The organism is Actinosynnema sp. NPDC059335 (assembly GCF_042752395.1).
Taxonomy (GTDB): domain Bacteria; phylum Actinomycetota; class Actinomycetes; order Mycobacteriales; family Pseudonocardiaceae; genus Actinosynnema.
In genome coordinates, this window is sequence record NZ_JBHYXZ010000083.1 from 1 (window position 1) to 16,184 (window position 16,184).

15 protein-coding genes are annotated in these 16,184 nt (G+C 75.3%); 11 read left to right on the top strand and 4 right to left on the bottom strand.

Annotation, left to right across the window (positions count from 1 at the left end; translation table 11 throughout):
* The 6 genes from ACFXGA_RS24285 to ACFXGA_RS24310 form a co-directional block, all read left to right on the top strand.
* Positions 1-225: glycosyltransferase (locus ACFXGA_RS24285; RefSeq protein WP_378091360.1), on the top strand; the 225-nt coding region annotated here is incomplete at its 5' end.
* Entirely contained in the window at positions 222-1,214 is a 993-nt protein-coding gene (locus tag ACFXGA_RS24290) for a hypothetical protein (RefSeq protein ID WP_378091362.1), read from the top strand. The genes ACFXGA_RS24285 and ACFXGA_RS24290, both read left to right, overlap by 4 nt.
* Positions 1,208-2,473, top strand: coding sequence for a glycosyltransferase 87 family protein (locus ACFXGA_RS24295; RefSeq protein WP_378091364.1), 1,266 nt, complete (start codon positions 1,208-1,210; stop codon positions 2,471-2,473). Before ACFXGA_RS24290 ends, ACFXGA_RS24295 begins: the two co-directional genes overlap by 7 nt.
* Positions 2,470-3,876: an oligosaccharide flippase family protein gene (locus ACFXGA_RS24300; RefSeq protein WP_378091366.1), complete on the top strand. Its 1,407-nt coding sequence runs from the start codon at positions 2,470-2,472 to the stop codon at positions 3,874-3,876. The genes ACFXGA_RS24295 and ACFXGA_RS24300 overlap by 4 nt, the downstream gene beginning before the upstream one ends.
* An 11-nt stretch (positions 3,877-3,887) precedes the next feature.
* Positions 3,888-4,961 carry a glycosyltransferase gene (locus ACFXGA_RS24305; RefSeq protein WP_378091368.1) on the top strand — a complete coding sequence of 358 codons (1,074 nt, stop codon included), beginning with the start codon at positions 3,888-3,890 and terminating at the stop codon, positions 4,959-4,961.
* Entirely contained in the window at positions 4,958-6,061 is a 1,104-nt protein-coding gene (locus ACFXGA_RS24310) for a glycosyltransferase family 4 protein (protein ID WP_378091370.1), read from the top strand. The genes ACFXGA_RS24305 and ACFXGA_RS24310 overlap by 4 nt, the downstream gene beginning before the upstream one ends.
* Here ACFXGA_RS24310 and ACFXGA_RS24315 read toward each other — a convergent pair.
* Both ACFXGA_RS24315 and ACFXGA_RS24320 read right to left on the bottom strand, forming a co-directional pair.
* The gene (locus ACFXGA_RS24315; protein ID WP_378091372.1) at positions 6,042-7,481 is read right to left on the bottom strand and encodes a putative glycoside hydrolase family 15 protein; all 1,440 of its coding nucleotides are present in this window, start codon (positions 7,479-7,481) and stop codon (positions 6,042-6,044) included. The genes ACFXGA_RS24310 and ACFXGA_RS24315 overlap by 20 nt on opposite strands.
* Entirely contained in the window at positions 7,463-8,878 is a 1,416-nt protein-coding gene (locus ACFXGA_RS24320; RefSeq protein ID WP_378091374.1) for a sugar transferase, read from the bottom strand. The genes ACFXGA_RS24315 and ACFXGA_RS24320 overlap by 19 nt, the downstream gene beginning before the upstream one ends.
* A 334-nt stretch (positions 8,879-9,212) precedes the next feature.
* Here ACFXGA_RS24320 and ACFXGA_RS24325 point away from each other — a divergent pair, with 334 nt between their 5' ends.
* Positions 9,213-10,040, top strand: a complete 828-nt coding sequence (locus ACFXGA_RS24325; RefSeq protein WP_378091376.1) for a glycosyltransferase — start codon at positions 9,213-9,215, stop codon at positions 10,038-10,040.
* Positions 10,040-11,350, top strand: coding sequence for an FAD-dependent oxidoreductase (locus ACFXGA_RS24330; RefSeq protein ID WP_378091378.1), 1,311 nt, complete (start codon positions 10,040-10,042; stop codon positions 11,348-11,350). Before ACFXGA_RS24325 ends, ACFXGA_RS24330 begins: the two co-directional genes overlap by 1 nt.
* Here ACFXGA_RS24330 and wecB read toward each other — a convergent pair.
* The gene (gene wecB, locus ACFXGA_RS24335) at positions 11,268-12,440 is read right to left on the bottom strand and encodes a non-hydrolyzing UDP-N-acetylglucosamine 2-epimerase (protein WP_378091380.1); all 1,173 of its coding nucleotides are present in this window, start codon (positions 12,438-12,440) and stop codon (positions 11,268-11,270) included. The two genes, ACFXGA_RS24330 and wecB, sit on opposite strands and share 83 nt — an antisense overlap.
* Before the next feature lie 222 nt (positions 12,441-12,662).
* Between wecB and ACFXGA_RS24340 the strand changes: the two genes are divergently transcribed.
* The 3 genes from ACFXGA_RS24340 (at position 12,663) to ACFXGA_RS24350 (ending at position 15,613) form a co-directional block, all read left to right on the top strand.
* Complete coding sequence (locus tag ACFXGA_RS24340) at positions 12,663-13,613, top strand: lysyl oxidase family protein (RefSeq protein ID WP_378091382.1); 951 nt, start codon at positions 12,663-12,665, stop codon at positions 13,611-13,613.
* Between the two features lie 78 nt (positions 13,614-13,691).
* Complete coding sequence (locus ACFXGA_RS24345; RefSeq protein WP_378091384.1) at positions 13,692-14,537, top strand: serine/threonine-protein kinase; 846 nt, start codon at positions 13,692-13,694, stop codon at positions 14,535-14,537.
* A gap of 95 nt (positions 14,538-14,632) precedes the next feature.
* On the top strand, positions 14,633-15,613 hold the full coding sequence (locus tag ACFXGA_RS24350) for a squalene cyclase (protein ID WP_378091385.1): 981 nt from the start codon (positions 14,633-14,635) through the stop codon (positions 15,611-15,613).
* Positions 15,614-15,750: 137 nt separating this feature from the next.
* Here ACFXGA_RS24350 and ACFXGA_RS24355 read toward each other — a convergent pair whose 3' ends face one another.
* The gene (locus tag ACFXGA_RS24355; protein WP_378091387.1) at positions 15,751-16,023 is read right to left on the bottom strand and encodes a hypothetical protein; all 273 of its coding nucleotides are present in this window, start codon (positions 16,021-16,023) and stop codon (positions 15,751-15,753) included.
* Positions 16,024-16,184: the final 161 nt, after the last annotated feature.

Genomic DNA, 16,184 nt, shown 5'->3' on the forward strand with positions numbered 1-16,184 from the left:
GACGTGGACGGCGTGCGCGAGGCGCTGGCCGGGGGCGGCGGCGTGGTGGTGCCCCGCCGCGACCCGGCCGCGACCGCCGACGCGCTGCGGTCCCTGCTGTTCGACCCGGCCCTGCGCGCCGACCTCGCCGAGGCCGGCCGCGCGTCCGTGCGCCGGGAGCACGACCCGTGTCGGTTGATGCGGTCCTACGACGAACTGCTGCGCACCGCGATCGGAGCGTCATGAGGGATCTCAGCGGGTGGAAGAACGCCGCGCACCGGCGGGTCACGACCGGCCTCGGCGCGGCGCGGGACCTGGTCCGCCGCACCAAGCCGCGCGGCACGAAGAGGCGGGCCGTGCTCGGCGTCCTGCGGCGCCCGCCGGTCGTCAGCGCCGGCGTCGCGCTGCTCGTCGCCCTCGCCGTCGTGACCGCCGTCGAACTGGGCGGCGAGGAGTACCAGAGCCGCGTCGGCCTGCTCGCCGCGGCGACCGACCCCGGCGAGACCGCCCGCGCCGGCTACGGCGAGGTCGTCGCCCTGTCGCTGCCCGCCCTGGTCGAGGCCGCCCGCACGCCCACGGTGCTGCGCTCCGCCGCGGACGAGCTGGGCACCACCACCGACGAACTCGCCGGCCGCGTCTCGGTCGAGCTGGTGCCCGCGTCCGGCCTCGCCCGGCTGTCCGTGCGCGCCGCGACCGCCGACCAGGCCGCGCAGGCCGCGACCCGCATCGCGCGGACGATGGTGGAGGCCGAGCTGTTCGCCCCCGTCGCCCGGCTGCGCCTGCTCGACCGGCCCGAGACCACCCGCGTCTCGCCCGACCGGCCGCTGGCCTACGGCCTCGCCCTGGCCGCCGGGGTGCTCGCGGGCCTCGCCGCCTACGCCGTCGCCCACCTGCGCCGCACCCGCGGCCGCGACCAGGTGCGGGCCGCGCTCACTGCGGGCGGCGTGCGGCGACCGGTGACCGTGCTGCCCGACGACGACCCCGACCTCGCCCGCCGGCTCGCCCTGCTGTGCGAGGCCGCCGCCCGGCCCGCCCGGGTCGTGGCCGTGGTCCCGGAGCTGACCGACCGCGCCGAGTCCCTCGCCGACGAGCTGCCCGACAAGACCGGCGAACCCGCCGACGGCGACGCGGTGATCGCCGTCGTCCCCGCCGACAGCCGACGCCACGACGAGCTGGCGACCGTCGTCGCCGCGCTGCCCGCCCACTCCGCGCTCGTGGCGGTGGTGACGTGCTGAGGACCGTCGCGCTCAGGGAACGCACCGGGCTCCTCACCGCCCTGGTCGCGGTCGTCGGCGGCGTGGCCGCGTGGCGCGCGCTGCGCCCGTCGTGGCAGGCGCCGCTGCCGACCGCGGCGACCCTGGCCGAGGAACGGATGCAGGACTTCCGGGACGCCCTGTACTTCCCGATCCGCGAGTTCCTCGCCGGCGGCGACCCCTACCTGCCCCGGACCATGTTCGAGCACTGGCCGGTGCGGCAGGGCTTCAACCTCTACCAGCCCTACCACCTGCTGCTGCACGCGCCGTTCGCGCTGCCCGGCTACCGGGTCGGCGCGGTCGCGTTCGCGCTGGCGTCGCTCGTGCTGCTGGTCGCCCTCGCGGTCCTGGCCGCCGGCCGGCTGCGCCCGCACGTCCCGCCGGCGCTCGGCGTCGCGGTGATCGCCACCCTGCTCCTGCTCAGCCAGGTCGGCAAGGCGCAGCTCTACGTCGGCCAGGTGAACCCGCTGATCGCGGTCGGCGCGGCGGGCGCGCTGCTGGCCCGGCGCGACGCCCCCCGGTGGGCGGCGGTCGCGCTGGCGTTCGCCTGGCTCAAACCGCAGTTCGGCCTGCCGCTCGCGGTGCTGCTGTGGGTGCGGGAATCACGCCGGGTCGCCGTCGAGGGCACCGCGATCGCCGCCGTCGCGAGCCTCGCGGTGGTGGTGCCGCTGGTCGTGCGCGACGGCGGGGTCGGCCCGTTCCTGGACGTGATCGCGGCGAACCTGGAGCACGCGAGCCGGACCGCCTACGGCGCGGTGGACTCGATGACCGCGCAGCGGATCGACCTCGCCGCCGTCTGGTACCGCGTCACCGGGTGGCTGCCGTTCGGCGCGGAACCACTGGCCCTGCTCGGCGTCCTGGTGGCCAGCGCGGTGCCGGCGCGGCGGCTGGACCGGATGGGCGAACCGGCCGCGGCGGACCTGCTGACCTGCGTCGCGGTCGTGGTGGCGGTCGTGCACCAGCCCGGCGACGTGCTGATCGCCGTGCCGTCGCTGGTGGCGGTGGCCGCGCTGTGGTGGCGGTGCCGCGGCCGGGGCGGCTGGGGGCTCATGGGACCGGCGCTGCTGCTGCTCGCCGTCCCGTTCGCGCACCTGCACTTCGTCGGCCAGGCCGTCCGGGCAATCGCCGGCGCCCGGGTGGACGTCACGGTCGACGGCGTCGCCGTCGTGGCCGCGTGGGCGCTGCTGGTGTGCTTCGCGGCCACCCGCCGGTGCTCGGCCGTCGGCGCGGTGCACGCGTGACAGCGATCGGCCGGCGGGCCGTGCGCGGCTCGCTGTGGCTGTTCCTGGTCAACCTGATCAGCAAGGGCAGCCAGATGGCCGTCACGCTCGTGCTGGCCGCGTTCCTCACCGAGGCCGACCTGGGCCTGGTCGCGCTGGCCGTCGCGCTGGTCAACATCGGCCAGGTCGTCCAGTCGATGGGCGTGTACGACGTGGTCAGCCGCACCGGGCGCGACCCGCTGCGGGTGGCGGGCACCCTGCTCGTGCTCAGCGCGGGCGCGGGCCTCGCCCTGGCCGCGGCGCTGGTGCTCGCGGCGGACGCGGTCGCGCACGCGCTCGACGCCCCCGACGCCGCGCCCCTGCTGCGGCTCGCCGCCGCGAGCCTGCCGTTCTCGGCCGTGGCGGGCGTGCAGATGGGGCTGCTGCACCGCGATCTGGCGTTCCGCCGCCGGCTCCTGCCCGACGCGGGCGGCGCGGTGCTCGGCGCGGCCGTCACGGTCGCGCTCGCGGTGACCGGCGCCGGACCGTACTCGCTCGTCGTCGGCCTGCTGTGCACGGCGGTGGCGCAACCCGCGCTCGGCGTGGCCGTCGGCGTGCGGGTCCGGCCCCGCTGGGACGCCGGCGCGGCGGCCGAGGCGCTGCGCTGGATCGCGGTCGTCGGACCGGGCGCGCTGGTCGCCGTGCTGCTGATCAACGTGGACTACCTGGCGATCGCCCGCGTCCACGGGCCCGACGCGGTCGGCGTGTACTCCCTGGCCTACCGGATCGCCTGGGTGCCCTACATCCTCGTCGCGGTGGTGCTCGGCGGGGTCGTGCTGCCGCTGTGCGCCGAACTGGTCCGCGACGGGCGGGGGCTGTCCGACGTCGTCGGCCGCTTCACCGCCGCCGCGCTCGTCGTGACCGGCGGCCTGTACGCGGTGACCGCCGCCCTGGCCGACCGGGTCGTGGTGTTCGGCGCGCGGTGGGCGGACGCGGCCGCGCCGCTGGCCCTGCTGTGCCTGTACGGCCTCGGGATCAGCCTGCTGCACCTGTGGTACCAGGTCCTCAAGGCCGCCGGGCACGCCCGCCGCTACCTCGCCCTGGAGGCGACGCACCTCGTGCTGCTCGTCGCCGGCCTGCTGCTGTTCACCCGGCACGGCGTGGTCGCGGTCGCGGTCGTGCAGGTCGCCGCGGCGTGGCTGGTCGTGCCCGCCGCGTGGTGGGCGCTCGCCCGGCGCGGCATCGGGCCGCCGCCGCGGGCACTGGTCAAGGGCATCGCCGGGGTCGCCGCGGCGGCCGGGTGCTGCGCGGCGGTGGCGTTCGGGGTCGGTGACGTGTTCGGGCCACCCGGTTCGGTGGTGGCCGCGCTCGGTGAAGGGGTCGTGTTGGCGGTGGTGTGCGGCGTGGTCGTGCTGGCGGCGAACCGGGAGGTGGTGCGCCGGTGAAGGTGGCGCACGTGAGCCAACCCGTCACGGCGGGCGTGGCGGAGGTGGTGCTGCACCTGGCCCGCGCCCAGCGGGACCTCGGCTGGGCGGTGACCGTCGTGTGCCCGCCCGGACCCCTCGCCGACCGGGCGCGGGCCGCCGGCGTGGCGGTGCGGGCGTGGCCCGCGCGACGCCACCCCGGACCCGGCACGGCCGCCGAGGTGGTGCGGCTGCGGCGCGTGCTGCGCGACGTCGCGCCGGACGTCGTGCACCTGCACAGCTCCAAGGCCGGCCTGGCCGGGCGGCTCGTGGTGCGGGGCCGGCGGCCGACGCTGTTCCAGCCGCACCTGTGGTCGTTCGACACCGCCACCGGCCCGCTCCGGCGCGCCGCCCGGACCTGGGAGCGGCTGGCCGCCCGGTGGACGCACCAGCTCGTCTGCGTCAGCGACGACGAGCTGGCCGCCGGGCGCGCCGCCGGCGTGGCGGGACCGGCGGAGGTGGTGTGCAACGGCGTGGACGTCGACCGCTTCCGGCCCCGCGACCGGCTCACGGCGCGCCGCCGGCTCGGGCTGCCGGACGTGCCCACCGCGGTGTGCGTGGGCCGGCTCGCGCCGCTCAAGGGCCAGGACCGGCTCCTCGCGGCGTGGCCCGAGGTGCGGGCGAAGGTGCCGGACGCGCGGCTCGTGCTGGTCGGCGACGGGCCGATGGCGGCCCGGTGGCGGGCGGCGTGCGACGACGAGTCCGTGCGCTGGTGGGGGCACGACGAGTCGGTCGCCGACCTCTACACCGCCGCCGACGTGGTCGTGCTGCCGTCCCGCGCCGAGGGCATGGCGCTGGTGCCGCTGGAGGCGATGGCGTCCGGCCGGTCCGTGGTGGCGTTCGACGTCAGCGGGGTGCGGCAGAGCGTCGGCGAGGCCGGCGCGGTGCTGCCGCCCGGTGACGTGGCGGCGCTGGCCGACGCGGTCGCGGTGCGGCTCGCCGACCCCGACGCGGCCGACCTGGAGGGCGCGCACGGTCGGCGGCGGGTCGAGCTGCTGTTCGACCGGCGGCAGGCGGCCGACCACATCGCGACCCTGGTGGACAAGCTGCTGGTGGGCGCGCGGTGAGCGGCCGGCCGCGGGTCGCGTACCTGCTCACCCAGGACAGCGGGGGACCGGTGGACGTCACCGTGCGCCTGGCGCGGGCGCTCATCGCCTCCGGCGAGGCGGAGGTGCGGGTGTTCGGGCCCGTGCCGCGGCGCGGCGCGGACGCGCTGGCCGGCCACCACGAGCCCGTGGAGGTGGGCGACAAGGCCGACGTGCGGGCCGCGCGACGGGCACGGGCGGCGGTGCGGGCGTGGCGGCCCGACGTGGTGCACGCGCAGGACCGGCGGGCCGGGCTGGTCGGCGCCGGGCTGCGGTGGCGGCACCGGGTCGTCCAGACCTACCACGGGGTGCCGGACGACGTGGGGGAGGAGTGGTTCCGGGGCGCGCCCCGGGCGGCCGGGCCGTCGGCCTACACGCGCACCGTCCTCGCGGCCGACGCGCTGGTCGCCCGGACCCTGCACCGGACGGTGGTGCCCGCGCGGGCCATGGGCCGGTTCCTGGCGACGCGGCTGCGCGTGCCCGGCGCCCGGCTGACGCACATCGACAACTGCGTGGAGCCCGCGCACGTGCTGCCGCCGGCCGGGCCGGTGCGGCGGCTGGTGTTCGTCGGCCTGCTGGTGCCCCGCAAGGGGTTGGCCACGCTGCTCGCGGCGTTGGCGCTGCCCGGGGTGATGCCCGCGGACGCCACCCTGACCGTGGTCGGCGACGGGCCGGAGCGGGCGCGGGCGGAACGGCTGGCGCGCGCGTTGGGCGGGCGGGTGACGTTCCTCGGGTTCCGGTCCGACGTGCCGGACCTGCTGCGCCACCACGACGCGCTCGTGCTGCCGTCCACGATGGAGCAGCAGCCGCTGGTGGTGGCGGAGGCGATGGCGGCGGGCAAACCCGTGGTGGCCACCGACACCGGCGGCGTGGCGGACATGCTGGGCGGTGCGGCGGACGCGCTGGCCGCGCCCGGCGACGTGCGCGCCCTGGCCGACCGGCTGCGCGCGGTGTTCGCCGAACCCGACCCGGCGCGCGTCGGCCTGCGGCTCGCCGAACGGGCGCGGGAGCGGTTCGCGCCGCACGTGTGCGCGCGGCGGCACCTCGCGCTCTACCGGGAACTCATGGGCCGGGAGCCGTAGGCGTCGTGGTGTCGGTCGTGGTCGGCTCGGTGGTCGTCGGCTGGGTGGTGGGCTCGGTGGTCGTCGGTTCCGCCGTGGTGGTGTCCGTCGTCGGTTCCGCCGTGGTGGTCGGGGTGGTGGTCTCCGTGGGGGTCCTGGTCGGCGCGGTGGTCGTGGTGTTCGACGGGGTCACCAGGATCACCGCGTCACCGCCGGCCAGCTCGATCGTGCCCGACACGGCCGCGCCGCCGTCGAAGTTCACCAGGCCGGGCGGCGGCGTCACCCGCGCGGCCTTCCCGGTCGGGTTCACCGCCACGTACCCGCCGGTGAACCGCCGGTCCCACACGCCCGACGGCAGCCGGTTCGCGGTCTCGACCGCCTCGCCGAGGTTCGAGTCCTGGTAGCGGGACCAGTCCGGGTTGCGGTAGTCCCTGGTGGTCGCGCCGGACCAGCAGGTGTGCGGGCTCGCCAGCAGCGCCGCCGTCGCGTACCCGACGCGTTCCTCCCGCGCGCCCTTGGTGTGGGTGATCAGCAGCAGCCACGACTCGCCGAGCGCGGCCTGCGACCGCAGCTCCTTCCACTCGTTGCCCTGGAAGGTGAGCAGCCCGCCGGTGCCGTCGTCGCGCAGGCCGAAGTTCTCCTCCATCGCGCCGTCGTAGCGGGAGTGCGCGGTCCACCGGCCCGCGATGAGGTGCGACTCGGACACGTTCGGAATCAGGATCTTCCCGGCCCGGCGCAGCGACTCGCCCGCCGTGGTGAGGAACGCGTCCATGCCCTCGCGGATCAGCCGGTCGGTCTCGGCGGCGTCCTCCGTGCCCTTGAGCACGGCCGTCGAGTAGTGCCTGAGCGTGCTGAAGTCGTTGTCCGCCAGCACCCCGTCCCAGCCCTCGCGCACCACCTCGGCCGTGACCGCGTCGCTCCACGCCTTCTGGTAGGTCGGGTCCCACACCGTCATCTGCCAGTGCTTCGGGTAGGACTTCCACTCGATCCGGTTGTCGTGGGTGTCGACGGCGAACCACTGCGGGTGCTCCCGCTGGGCCTTGAAGTAGCCGATGCCGGTGGGCAGGAACGGCGCGTCCACGTCGCCGTGCACCGCGCCGGGGTAGTTGCGGGCGCTGGCGAAGTCCTTGTACACCAGCACCTTGATCTTGGGGTTGACCGCCTTGAGCCGGCGCAGCGACGTCACCTCCGTCGCGTTGAGCACCACCAGGCTGTAGTGCTGCGCGGCGAACGCGATCTCCTGGCGGGTGGGCGTCTCGCCGATGCCGTACCACCAGCCGCACGGCGCGAGCGGCCTCGGCACCGGGCCCAGCGGGTCCGGCGGGGTGGGCCGGCCGCCGGCGGCGCCCGCCGTGCACGCCGCGCTCGGCGCCAGCAGCGCGGCGGCGCAGACCAGCGCGAGCAGGCGGCGGGGTCGGCGGTTCAGCGGTTCCTTCGGCACAACAGCTCACCCACCGTCTGCAACAGGATTTTCAGGTCCAGCCACAACGACCAGTTGGCTATGTAGTAGTTGTCGTACCGGGAGCGGTCGACAATCGACGTGTCGCCCCGCAACCCGTGCACCTGGGCCAGCCCGGTCAGCCCCGTGGGAACGCGGTGGCGGGCCCAGTATAGCTCGTGGATGGCGGAGAATTCGCGCACGAAACCCGGTCGTTCCGGCCGCGGCCCGACGATGGACATGTCGCCCCGGATGATGTTCCACAACTGCGGCAGTTCGTCCAACGAAGTGCTGCGCAGGAAACGCCCGACCGGCCCGACCCGGTGATCTCCGACCACCGACCAGGTGACTTGGGAATCGTCCTCGCCGGTCATTCTCACGCTGCGCAGTTTGTAGAGCACGAACGGCTGATCGTCCATGCCGACCCGGACCTGGCGGAAGATCACCGGCCGGCCGCTCTCCAGCAGCACGGCCAGCGCGCACAGCGCCATCACCGGCGACAGCGCGACCAGCGCCGTCGCCGCCAGCACCACGTCCATGGCGCGCTTGACCCACCAGCTCGGCCGGCTGGTCGGCGCGGTGCCCAGCCGCATCAGCGGGTAGCTGCGCAGCCGCTCGATGTCCGGGCCGTCCTGGTGCAGCTCGTACATCCGGGGCACCACCAGGGTGGTGCAGCGCAGCCGGTGCGCCACGATCGCCGAGTCGACCACGGACGACTCGCGGGCCCGCGAGAACGCCAGCACGACCGTGCCGACGCCCAGCCGGGTGATCGCCTCGCCCAGGTCGCCGTCCACCAGCCCGACCGGCAGGCGGTCGGGGTCCACCGCGGGCTCCGGGTCGACGAACCCGACCGGGCGCAGGCCGAACTCCGGGTGCGCCAGCATCGCGCCGACCAGGTCGACCCCCACCTTCCCGGCGCCGACCACGAGCGTGCGGTCGCAGCGGTCGAACCGGCGGCGGCACCAGCGGCCGAAGGCGAACACGGCCAGCCGCGCCGGTTCCGCCGCGGCGGCGAACGCGAGCACCGTCCACTGGGTGGCGACGATCGTCGCGGTCTCCGCGCCGCCGACCATGCCGACGACCGTGACCAGCGCGAACGCCACCGCGGTCGCGCCGGCGGAGCGCGGCAGGTCCTGCAGCCACGACAGCCACAGCCGCCGCCGGTACAGCCGGCACGCGCCCCGCACGCCCAGCAGCGCGGCCGCCACCACGGCGGTCCACCGCGCGCCGGGGGAGTGCCGCGCGGCGACCGCGAGCACCGCCGTCACCTCCACCGCGACCAGCAGCACCGCCACCGCGTTCACCCGCCGCAGCGGGTCCGACCGCGACGCCGCGCGGGGCCTCGGCAGCCGCCACCGCGACACCAGGGCCGGGGTGGTCGCCGAGCCCGCCCCGTTCACCGCGGACCACCCTTGCCAGGGACCGAGCGCGTCCCGTCCACGCCACACCACATCCGGACGACGTCCTTCCCACCACGAACCCGATATTGGTCACCCGTTCGAGACCATCCGAACAGGGAATTTCTGCTCACTCGGTGTGCATGAAGCCTCGGCTAATAGGGTTAAGTCACTCTTTCGGTGAACACTATTCCCCTTTCCTGTGGTCCTCGGGGCGGTGTGCTCCGGTAATTCATCCGGTCGTGCGACGGGATCCCGGCGGGGTGGTCCAATCTAGTCGCGGTCCGGAGGCGAATAATTCTGGACCGTCATCCTCCGTCCAGTGAAATGGGACCCATTGACCGTCGATGAAGGCGACGTGCGCACCACGTCGGGACAGGGCGGACCGGCCCTGCCCGACGAGCGGCGCACCCACGCCCGTGCCCACGTCGTGCTGCCCGCCTACAACGAAGCCGCCTCCCTGCCGCCCCTGCTGACCAGGCTCGCCGAGGTCGCGCCCGCCGGGAAGATCGTCGCCTGGGTCGTGGACGACGGCTCGTCCGACGGCACCGCCGACGTCGTCGCCGGCGGCTGGCCCGGCCTCGACCTGCGGCTGGTCAGCCACCCCGTCAACCTCGGCCTCGGCCAGGCCGTCCAGTCCGGGCTGCGCGCCGCCCTCGCCGAGGCCGACGAGCACGACGTCGTCGTCGTGATGGACGCCGACGACACCCACGACCCCGCCCTGATCCGCGACCTCGAACGCGAGATCGCCGCCGGCGCGGACGTCGTGATCTGCTCCCGGTTCGTCGACGGCGGTACCGACGCCACCGCGCCGCCGCTGCGCCGGCTGCTCTCCCGCGGCGCGGCCGTCCTGTTCCGCCGCGTGCTGCGCGTCCACGGCGTCCGCGACTGCACCAGCGGCTTCCGCGCCTACCGGGCCAGCCTGCTGGCCCGGGCCGCGGCCCACTGGGGCGAGCGGCTCATCGAGGAACGCGGCTTCGCCTGCATGGTCGAGCTGCTGCTCAAGCTGCGGCACTGCCGGCCCGTCGTCACCGAGGTGCCCCTGGCCCTGCGCTACGACCGCAAGCGCGGCCCCAGCAAGATCCGGATCGCGCGCACCGTCTGGCAGTACGGCAAGCTGCTGGTCCGCGACCGGCTCTCGCCCGCCCCCTACCGGTCGCTGTGATGCGGCCCGCGGACCACGGCCACGTCGTGGTGGTCGGCGGCGGGATCTGCGGCCTCGCCACCGCCCACCGGCTCGTGCGCCTCGGCGCCCGCGTCACCCTGCTGGAGGGCGGCGACCGGCTCGGCGGGCTCGGCACGTTCTTCGGCTGGCGCGACCGCTGGGTCGAACGCTTCTACCACTGCGTCATGCCGACCGACGAGCACCTGCTCGACCTGCTGGACGAGCTGGGGCTGCGCGACTCCGTCACCTGGCGGCCCACCCGGATGGGCATGGTCGTGGACGGCCGCGGCTACCCGTTCACCACGGCCCTCGACCTGCTCAGGTTCACCCCCCTGGGGTTGCCCGACCGGGTGAGGTTCGGCCTCGTGTCGGTGCTGCTGCGCCGGCTCGGCAAGGGCCGGGACCTCGACGGCACCCGCACCGAGGACTGGCTGCGCGGCCTGTACGGCGACCGCGTGTGGGACCTGCTGCTCGCGCCCCTGTTCGGGGCCAAGTTCGGGACCAGGTTCGGCGACGTGCCCGCCCTGTACCTGTGGCAGCGCCTCGGCCGCGAAGGGGCCGCGTCGGTCCGCGGCTACCCCCGCGGCGGCTACCGCGCGATCATCGAGGCGCTGCACGCGGCCATCGAGGACGGCGGCGGCGTCGTGCGGCTGGGCGCCCCCGTGCGGCGGATCGCCGTCACCGACGGCGGCGCGCGCCTCGTGCTCGGCGACGGCGAGACCGTGGCGGCCGACCGCGTGGTGTCCACCCTGCCGCTGCCGCAGCTGCGCGCGCTCGCCGACGACGACCTCGCCCCCCGGCTGCCCGACGTGCGGCTGCCGTACCAGGGCGTGGTCAACGTCCTGTTCTTCCTGCGCCGCCCCCTGTCCGGGCACTACTGGACGCCCGTGGTGCGCTCCGGCACCGAGTTCGACGGCCTGATCCAGATGACCCCCCTGGCCGGCGTCGAGCCCTACGACGGCCGGCACCTCGTCTACGCGATGCGCTACACCGACCGCGAGTCCCCGCTGTTCCGCGAGGACGACGCGGCGGTCGCGGCGCGCTGGACCGCGCAGCTCCTCGCGCTGCACCCCGACGTCCACCCGGACGACGTCGAGGACGTGCGGGTGTTCAAGGCCCCGTTCGTGGAACCGGTCTACCCGCTCGGATACCTCGCCCGCCGCCCGCCGGTGGTGGTCGCCGGCACCCCGCTGCTGCTGGCGACCACCGCCCACGTCTACCCGGACGTCACGAGCTGGAACTCGAGCGTGGGACTGGCGCGGCGGGTCGCCGCGACGCTGGCGGGGGCACCACAACCCGTTCCGGGCTGAGCCGCGCGGCGCGCACCGGCTCGCCCCGCACGAGCTGCCGCACCGCGGCCGCGATCCGGGTCGACGGCGAGCCGGTGCCGTAGGGCGACGGGATGCGCTCCAGCCGCTCCCGGTGCCCCGGCACGTCGTCCAGCCACCGCAACACCTCCGCCCGCACCCGCGGCCCCGGCGGCACCAGCGTGCCGAACGTGCCCTCGATCTCCGGCCGCTCCGTGCTGCGCCGCACCACGACCACCGGCCGCTTGAGCACGCTGACCTCCTCCTGGATCCCGCCCGAGTCCGACACCACCACGGCGGCGCACCGGGCCAGCGCCAGGAACGCCGGGTACGCCTGCGGCTCCACCACCCGCAGCCCGCCCAGCAGCGCGTCCAGGCCGAACCCCGCCACCCGCTTCGCGGTGCGCGGGTGCAGCGGCAGCACCACCGGCAGCGGCAGCCGGGTCAGCTCCCGCAGGATCGTCTCCAGGGTCACCGGGTCGTCCACGTTCTCCGGCCGGTGCACGGTCGCCAGCACGTAGCCGTCACGGCTCAGCTCGTGCGCGGCCAGCACGACCGCCTCCTCCTCCGGACCCGGCAGCGCGCTCGCCAGCGCCTCCACCACCGTGTTGCCGGTGACCGCGATGCGCTCCTCCGGCACGCTCTCGGCCAGCAGGTTGGCCCGGTTGAGCGGGGTCGGCGCGCAGCACAGGTCGGCGAGGTGGTCGATCGCCACCCGGTTGTGCTCCTCGGGCATCGCCCGGTCGAAACTGCGCAGCCCCGCCTCGACGTGCACCAGCGGCACGTCGTTCGCGTTGGCGGCCAACGCGCCCGCGAGCGCGGACGTGGTGTCGCCCTGCACGACCACCGCCGTCGTCGGGTGCCGGGCCAGCGCCTCGTCCACCGCCGCGACGGCCAGGCCGAGCTGCCGCCCCCGCGGGCCGCCGCCGACGTCCAGCTCGTGGAACCGGCCCGGCCGGCCGACGTCCTGCCGGATCCGGTGGTACATCGCGGTGTCGTAGTGCTGTCCCGTGTAGACGACGGTGGCGCTCGCCCCCATCAGCCGGATCAGCGGCGCGAGCTTGATCAGCTCCGGCCTCGTGCCGCACACCATCGTGACGGTGCCGGGGATTCCCTGGTCTATCGGACCCACCTCCAGTCGCGGACGACGCGCGCCCGGGGCGCGATCGCGGTGAAGGGTAGAGTCCGCCGGGGGGAATTTCCCTTGTGCCTCAGTCCATCGAGTGAACTTGACGGTCGCGCCGGCCGGGTTGTCGAGGTGGCTCGGTAGGTTGGCGAGTGGATCATCACGACACTGTGGACGGACGTGGGCAGGATGCTGCGAAGACGGGCGGCGGCGCTCGCCTCGGTCGCACTGGTGGCGGCGCTGGTGGGGCCCTCGCCCGCGCGGGCGGTCGGCGCCGTGCTGCTGCCCGACCTCCGGCAGGCGCCCGTGGGCTGCGCCGGCGGGCACACCGGCGACCCGTCGCGGTGCGTGGACTGGGACGTGTGCGCGGTCGCCGACCCGGCCGGGCCCAACGGCCCGTGCGTGCAGGCGGCCCCGATCGGCGCGGTCCGGCTGAGGTTCACCACCTCGGTGGACAACATCGGCGACGGGCCGCTGCTCGTCCACGGCACCCGGCCGAGCGCCGACCAGCCGCGGATGACCGCGCGCCAGGCGTTCCAGTCCGCCGTGGACCGCTCGATCCCGATGACGTACGCGGCCGCGCAGCACGCGATCCCCGCCACCCTGTACTACGAACCCGCGCCCACCCACGAGCACTGGCACCTGCTCGGGTTCGAGCGCTTCCAACTCCGCACCCCTTCGGGTGACGCGGTGGTCACCGACCGGAAGACCGGGTTCTGCCTGGGCGACCGGTACGCCGTCAAGGAGGCGCTGGCGAACCGGCCGAGCGACGCGGCCACCCCCGAAGGCGAGCTGGCGGCGTTCCTGCGCAAGAACCGGTGCGGGCACCACGCGCCGGAGGCGTTGACCGTCGTGCAGGGCATCTCCGTCGGCGCGGGCGACGACTACACCTACAAGGTCGACTACCAGTGGCTGGACATCAGCACGGTGCCGTCCGGCGTGTACGACGTGGTCAACGTGGTCAACGGCGACCGGACGCTGGTGGAGAAGTCCTACCGGAACAACGCCTCCTCCATGGCCGTCTCCATCCGCTGGCCGGGCGGCGCGACCACCCCGCCGACCACCATCACCCAACCGCCCGAGGTGCGGCTGCTGCGCAACTGCCCCGGCGCGGAGCGCTGCGCCTCCCCGCGCGGGTAGCCCGGCCGGCGACGTTTGGCGGCGCCCGGCCGGGGGAATTCGCCAGTCGTCCGGACCGGCGAGCCGAAGGGTGGGGCCATGTCGTCGGCCACCGTGAACCGCGTCCTCGCGGGCCGCTACCGCCTGGCGGGCAAGCTGGGCGAGACGGGTCCGGTCGAGATCCACCGCGGCTGGGACGTGGTGCTCCGCCGGTTCGTCGCGGTCCGGCTGTTCGACGGCGGCGACCCCGCCGCCGACCGGCGGTTCGACCACGAGATCCGCACCCTGGCCGCGCTGTCCCACCCCGGGCTGCTGTCCGTCTACGACGTCGGCACGTGCGGCGACACGGCGTTCGTCGTGATGCAGCTCGTCGAAGGCACCACGCTGCGCGACCGGCTGCTCGACGGCACGTTCACCCCCGCCCAGGTCCACGCCCTCGGCCACCAGCTCGCCGACACCCTCGCCCACGTGCACGACCGGCGGGTCGTGCACCGCGGCGTGACACCGTCGACCATCCTCCTCGACGGCGCCGACACCGCCTACGTCACCGACTTCGGCCCGGCCCGCTCCCTCGACTCCACCGCCGACACCACCCCCGTCGGCGCCACCGCCTACCTCGCCCCGGAACAGGTCCGCGGCGACGACGTCGGCCCGCCCGCCGACGTCTACGCCCTCGGCCTCGTCCTGCTGGAGTGCCTGACCGGCTACCGCGAGTACCCGGGCGACCGCGTCGAGGCCGCCGTCGCCCGCCTGCACCGCCCGCCCGAGATCCCGCACGACGTCCCCGCCGGCCTCACCCGCCTGCTCCGCTCCATGACCGCCCGCTCCGCCCGCCGCCGCCCGACGGCCGCCCGGTGCGCCGCCGCCCTGCGCCCCGCCCCGGCCGCCCTGCCGCGCGACCGGCTGCTCTGCGGCGTCCGCACCGCCACCCCGGCACGCCCCTGACCATCACAGTCCTTTCAGGACTCCCGGCGCCGCCCCCGGTGCCCCCTTCCCCGAAAGCCCCTCACGGACACGGACCGTTCGACTAGAGTCGTCCCATGGAGACGCTCGCCTGGCTGCTCGACTCCGATCCGGCGCTGCGGTGGCAGGTCGAACGCGACCTCGCCGGCGAACCGCCCGAGGTGTGGCAGGCGACCCGCGCCAGGATCGCGACCGAGGGCTTCGGCGCGCGCCTGCTCGCCCTCCAGGACCCGGACGGCCAGTGGGCCGGCGGCGCGTTCTTCCCCGCCGGCTTCGACTTCCACGGCCCCGAGGCCGCGGAGGGAGCCGGCCAGCCGTGGACCGCGACGACGTGGACGCTGACCACGTTGCGCGAGTGGGGACTGGACGGCGAGGTCCTGCGCGCCCGGCGGACCGCCGAACTGCTGGCCGAGAACTCCCGCTGGGAGTACGACGATTTGCCGTACTGGGGCGGCGAGGTCGACTGCTGCATCAACGCGTGGACCGTCGGCAACGGCCTGTGGCTCGGCGCCGACGTCAGCGGCATCGTCGACTGGTTCGTCGACCACCGCCTCCCCGACGGCGGCTGGAACTGCGAGTGGGTCAACGGCTCGACCCGGTCGTCGTTCCACTCGACCCTCAACTCGCTGAAGGGCCTGCTCGACCACGACGCCGCGACCGGCGGCACGGACGCCACCCGCGCCGCCCGCCGTGCCGGCGAGGAGTACCTGCTGCGCCGCTCCCTGTTCCGCCGGCTGTCGACCGGCGAACCGGTCGCCCCGTGGGTCACGAGCTTCTCCTACCCGTTCCGCTGGTTCTACAACGTCCTCAACGCCACCGACTACTTCCGCCGCGCCGCGCTGGTCGACGGCACCCCGCCGGATCCCCGCATGGCCGAGGCGATCGCCCTCGTGCGCGCCGCACGCCAACCGGACGGCACCTGGCTCCAGGCGAGGCGACACCCCGGACGGGTGTGGTTCGAGGTCGACGTGCCGGCCGGCGAACCGTCGAAGTGGCTGACCCTCTACGCCACCCGCGTCCTGAACTGGTGGGACGCCACCCACCCCAACCCCGAATAACCACCACCCCCGCGCCTTCCCCTTCTCACCCCAATCGTGTGCGCCTCACCCCCCCACCTCCCCAGGCCCTTCTCGCCCCTCCCCGTCTCCCCGGACCCTTCTCGCTCTCCCCGTCGGCCCTCACCGACCCACCGGACTCACTCAACCGCCCGACCGTCCTCATCCTCCACGTGCATGGCCGCCCCTTCGGGCCCCAGCAGGTAATCCGACCCGGCCTCACCCGCGATCGCCGTCGACTCCCGATCACCGAAGCCACCGTCGTCATCAGGCCCGACGTACTGCGGCCCGACCGTCCCACCCGGCCCCCGCACCTCACGGTCGTCCTCCCGCTCCCACCGCGGCTCGAACTGCTCCTGCTGCTCGGACACCGGACGTCCTCCCCGCTCCACCGCCCTGCGCTCCTCAACCATCGGTCACGCCTCCCTTCCGCCGTCCCTGCCCACGCGGGCCCGCCTACCGACCGGGTTACCCAGCCAACGCACCACCCCCTCGTTTGCCCGCTGCCGCGCCGGTGAACCCAGAACGGCATGACGGCGAGCGGCACGACGGCGGTGTCGGTCGACGCCTGGGG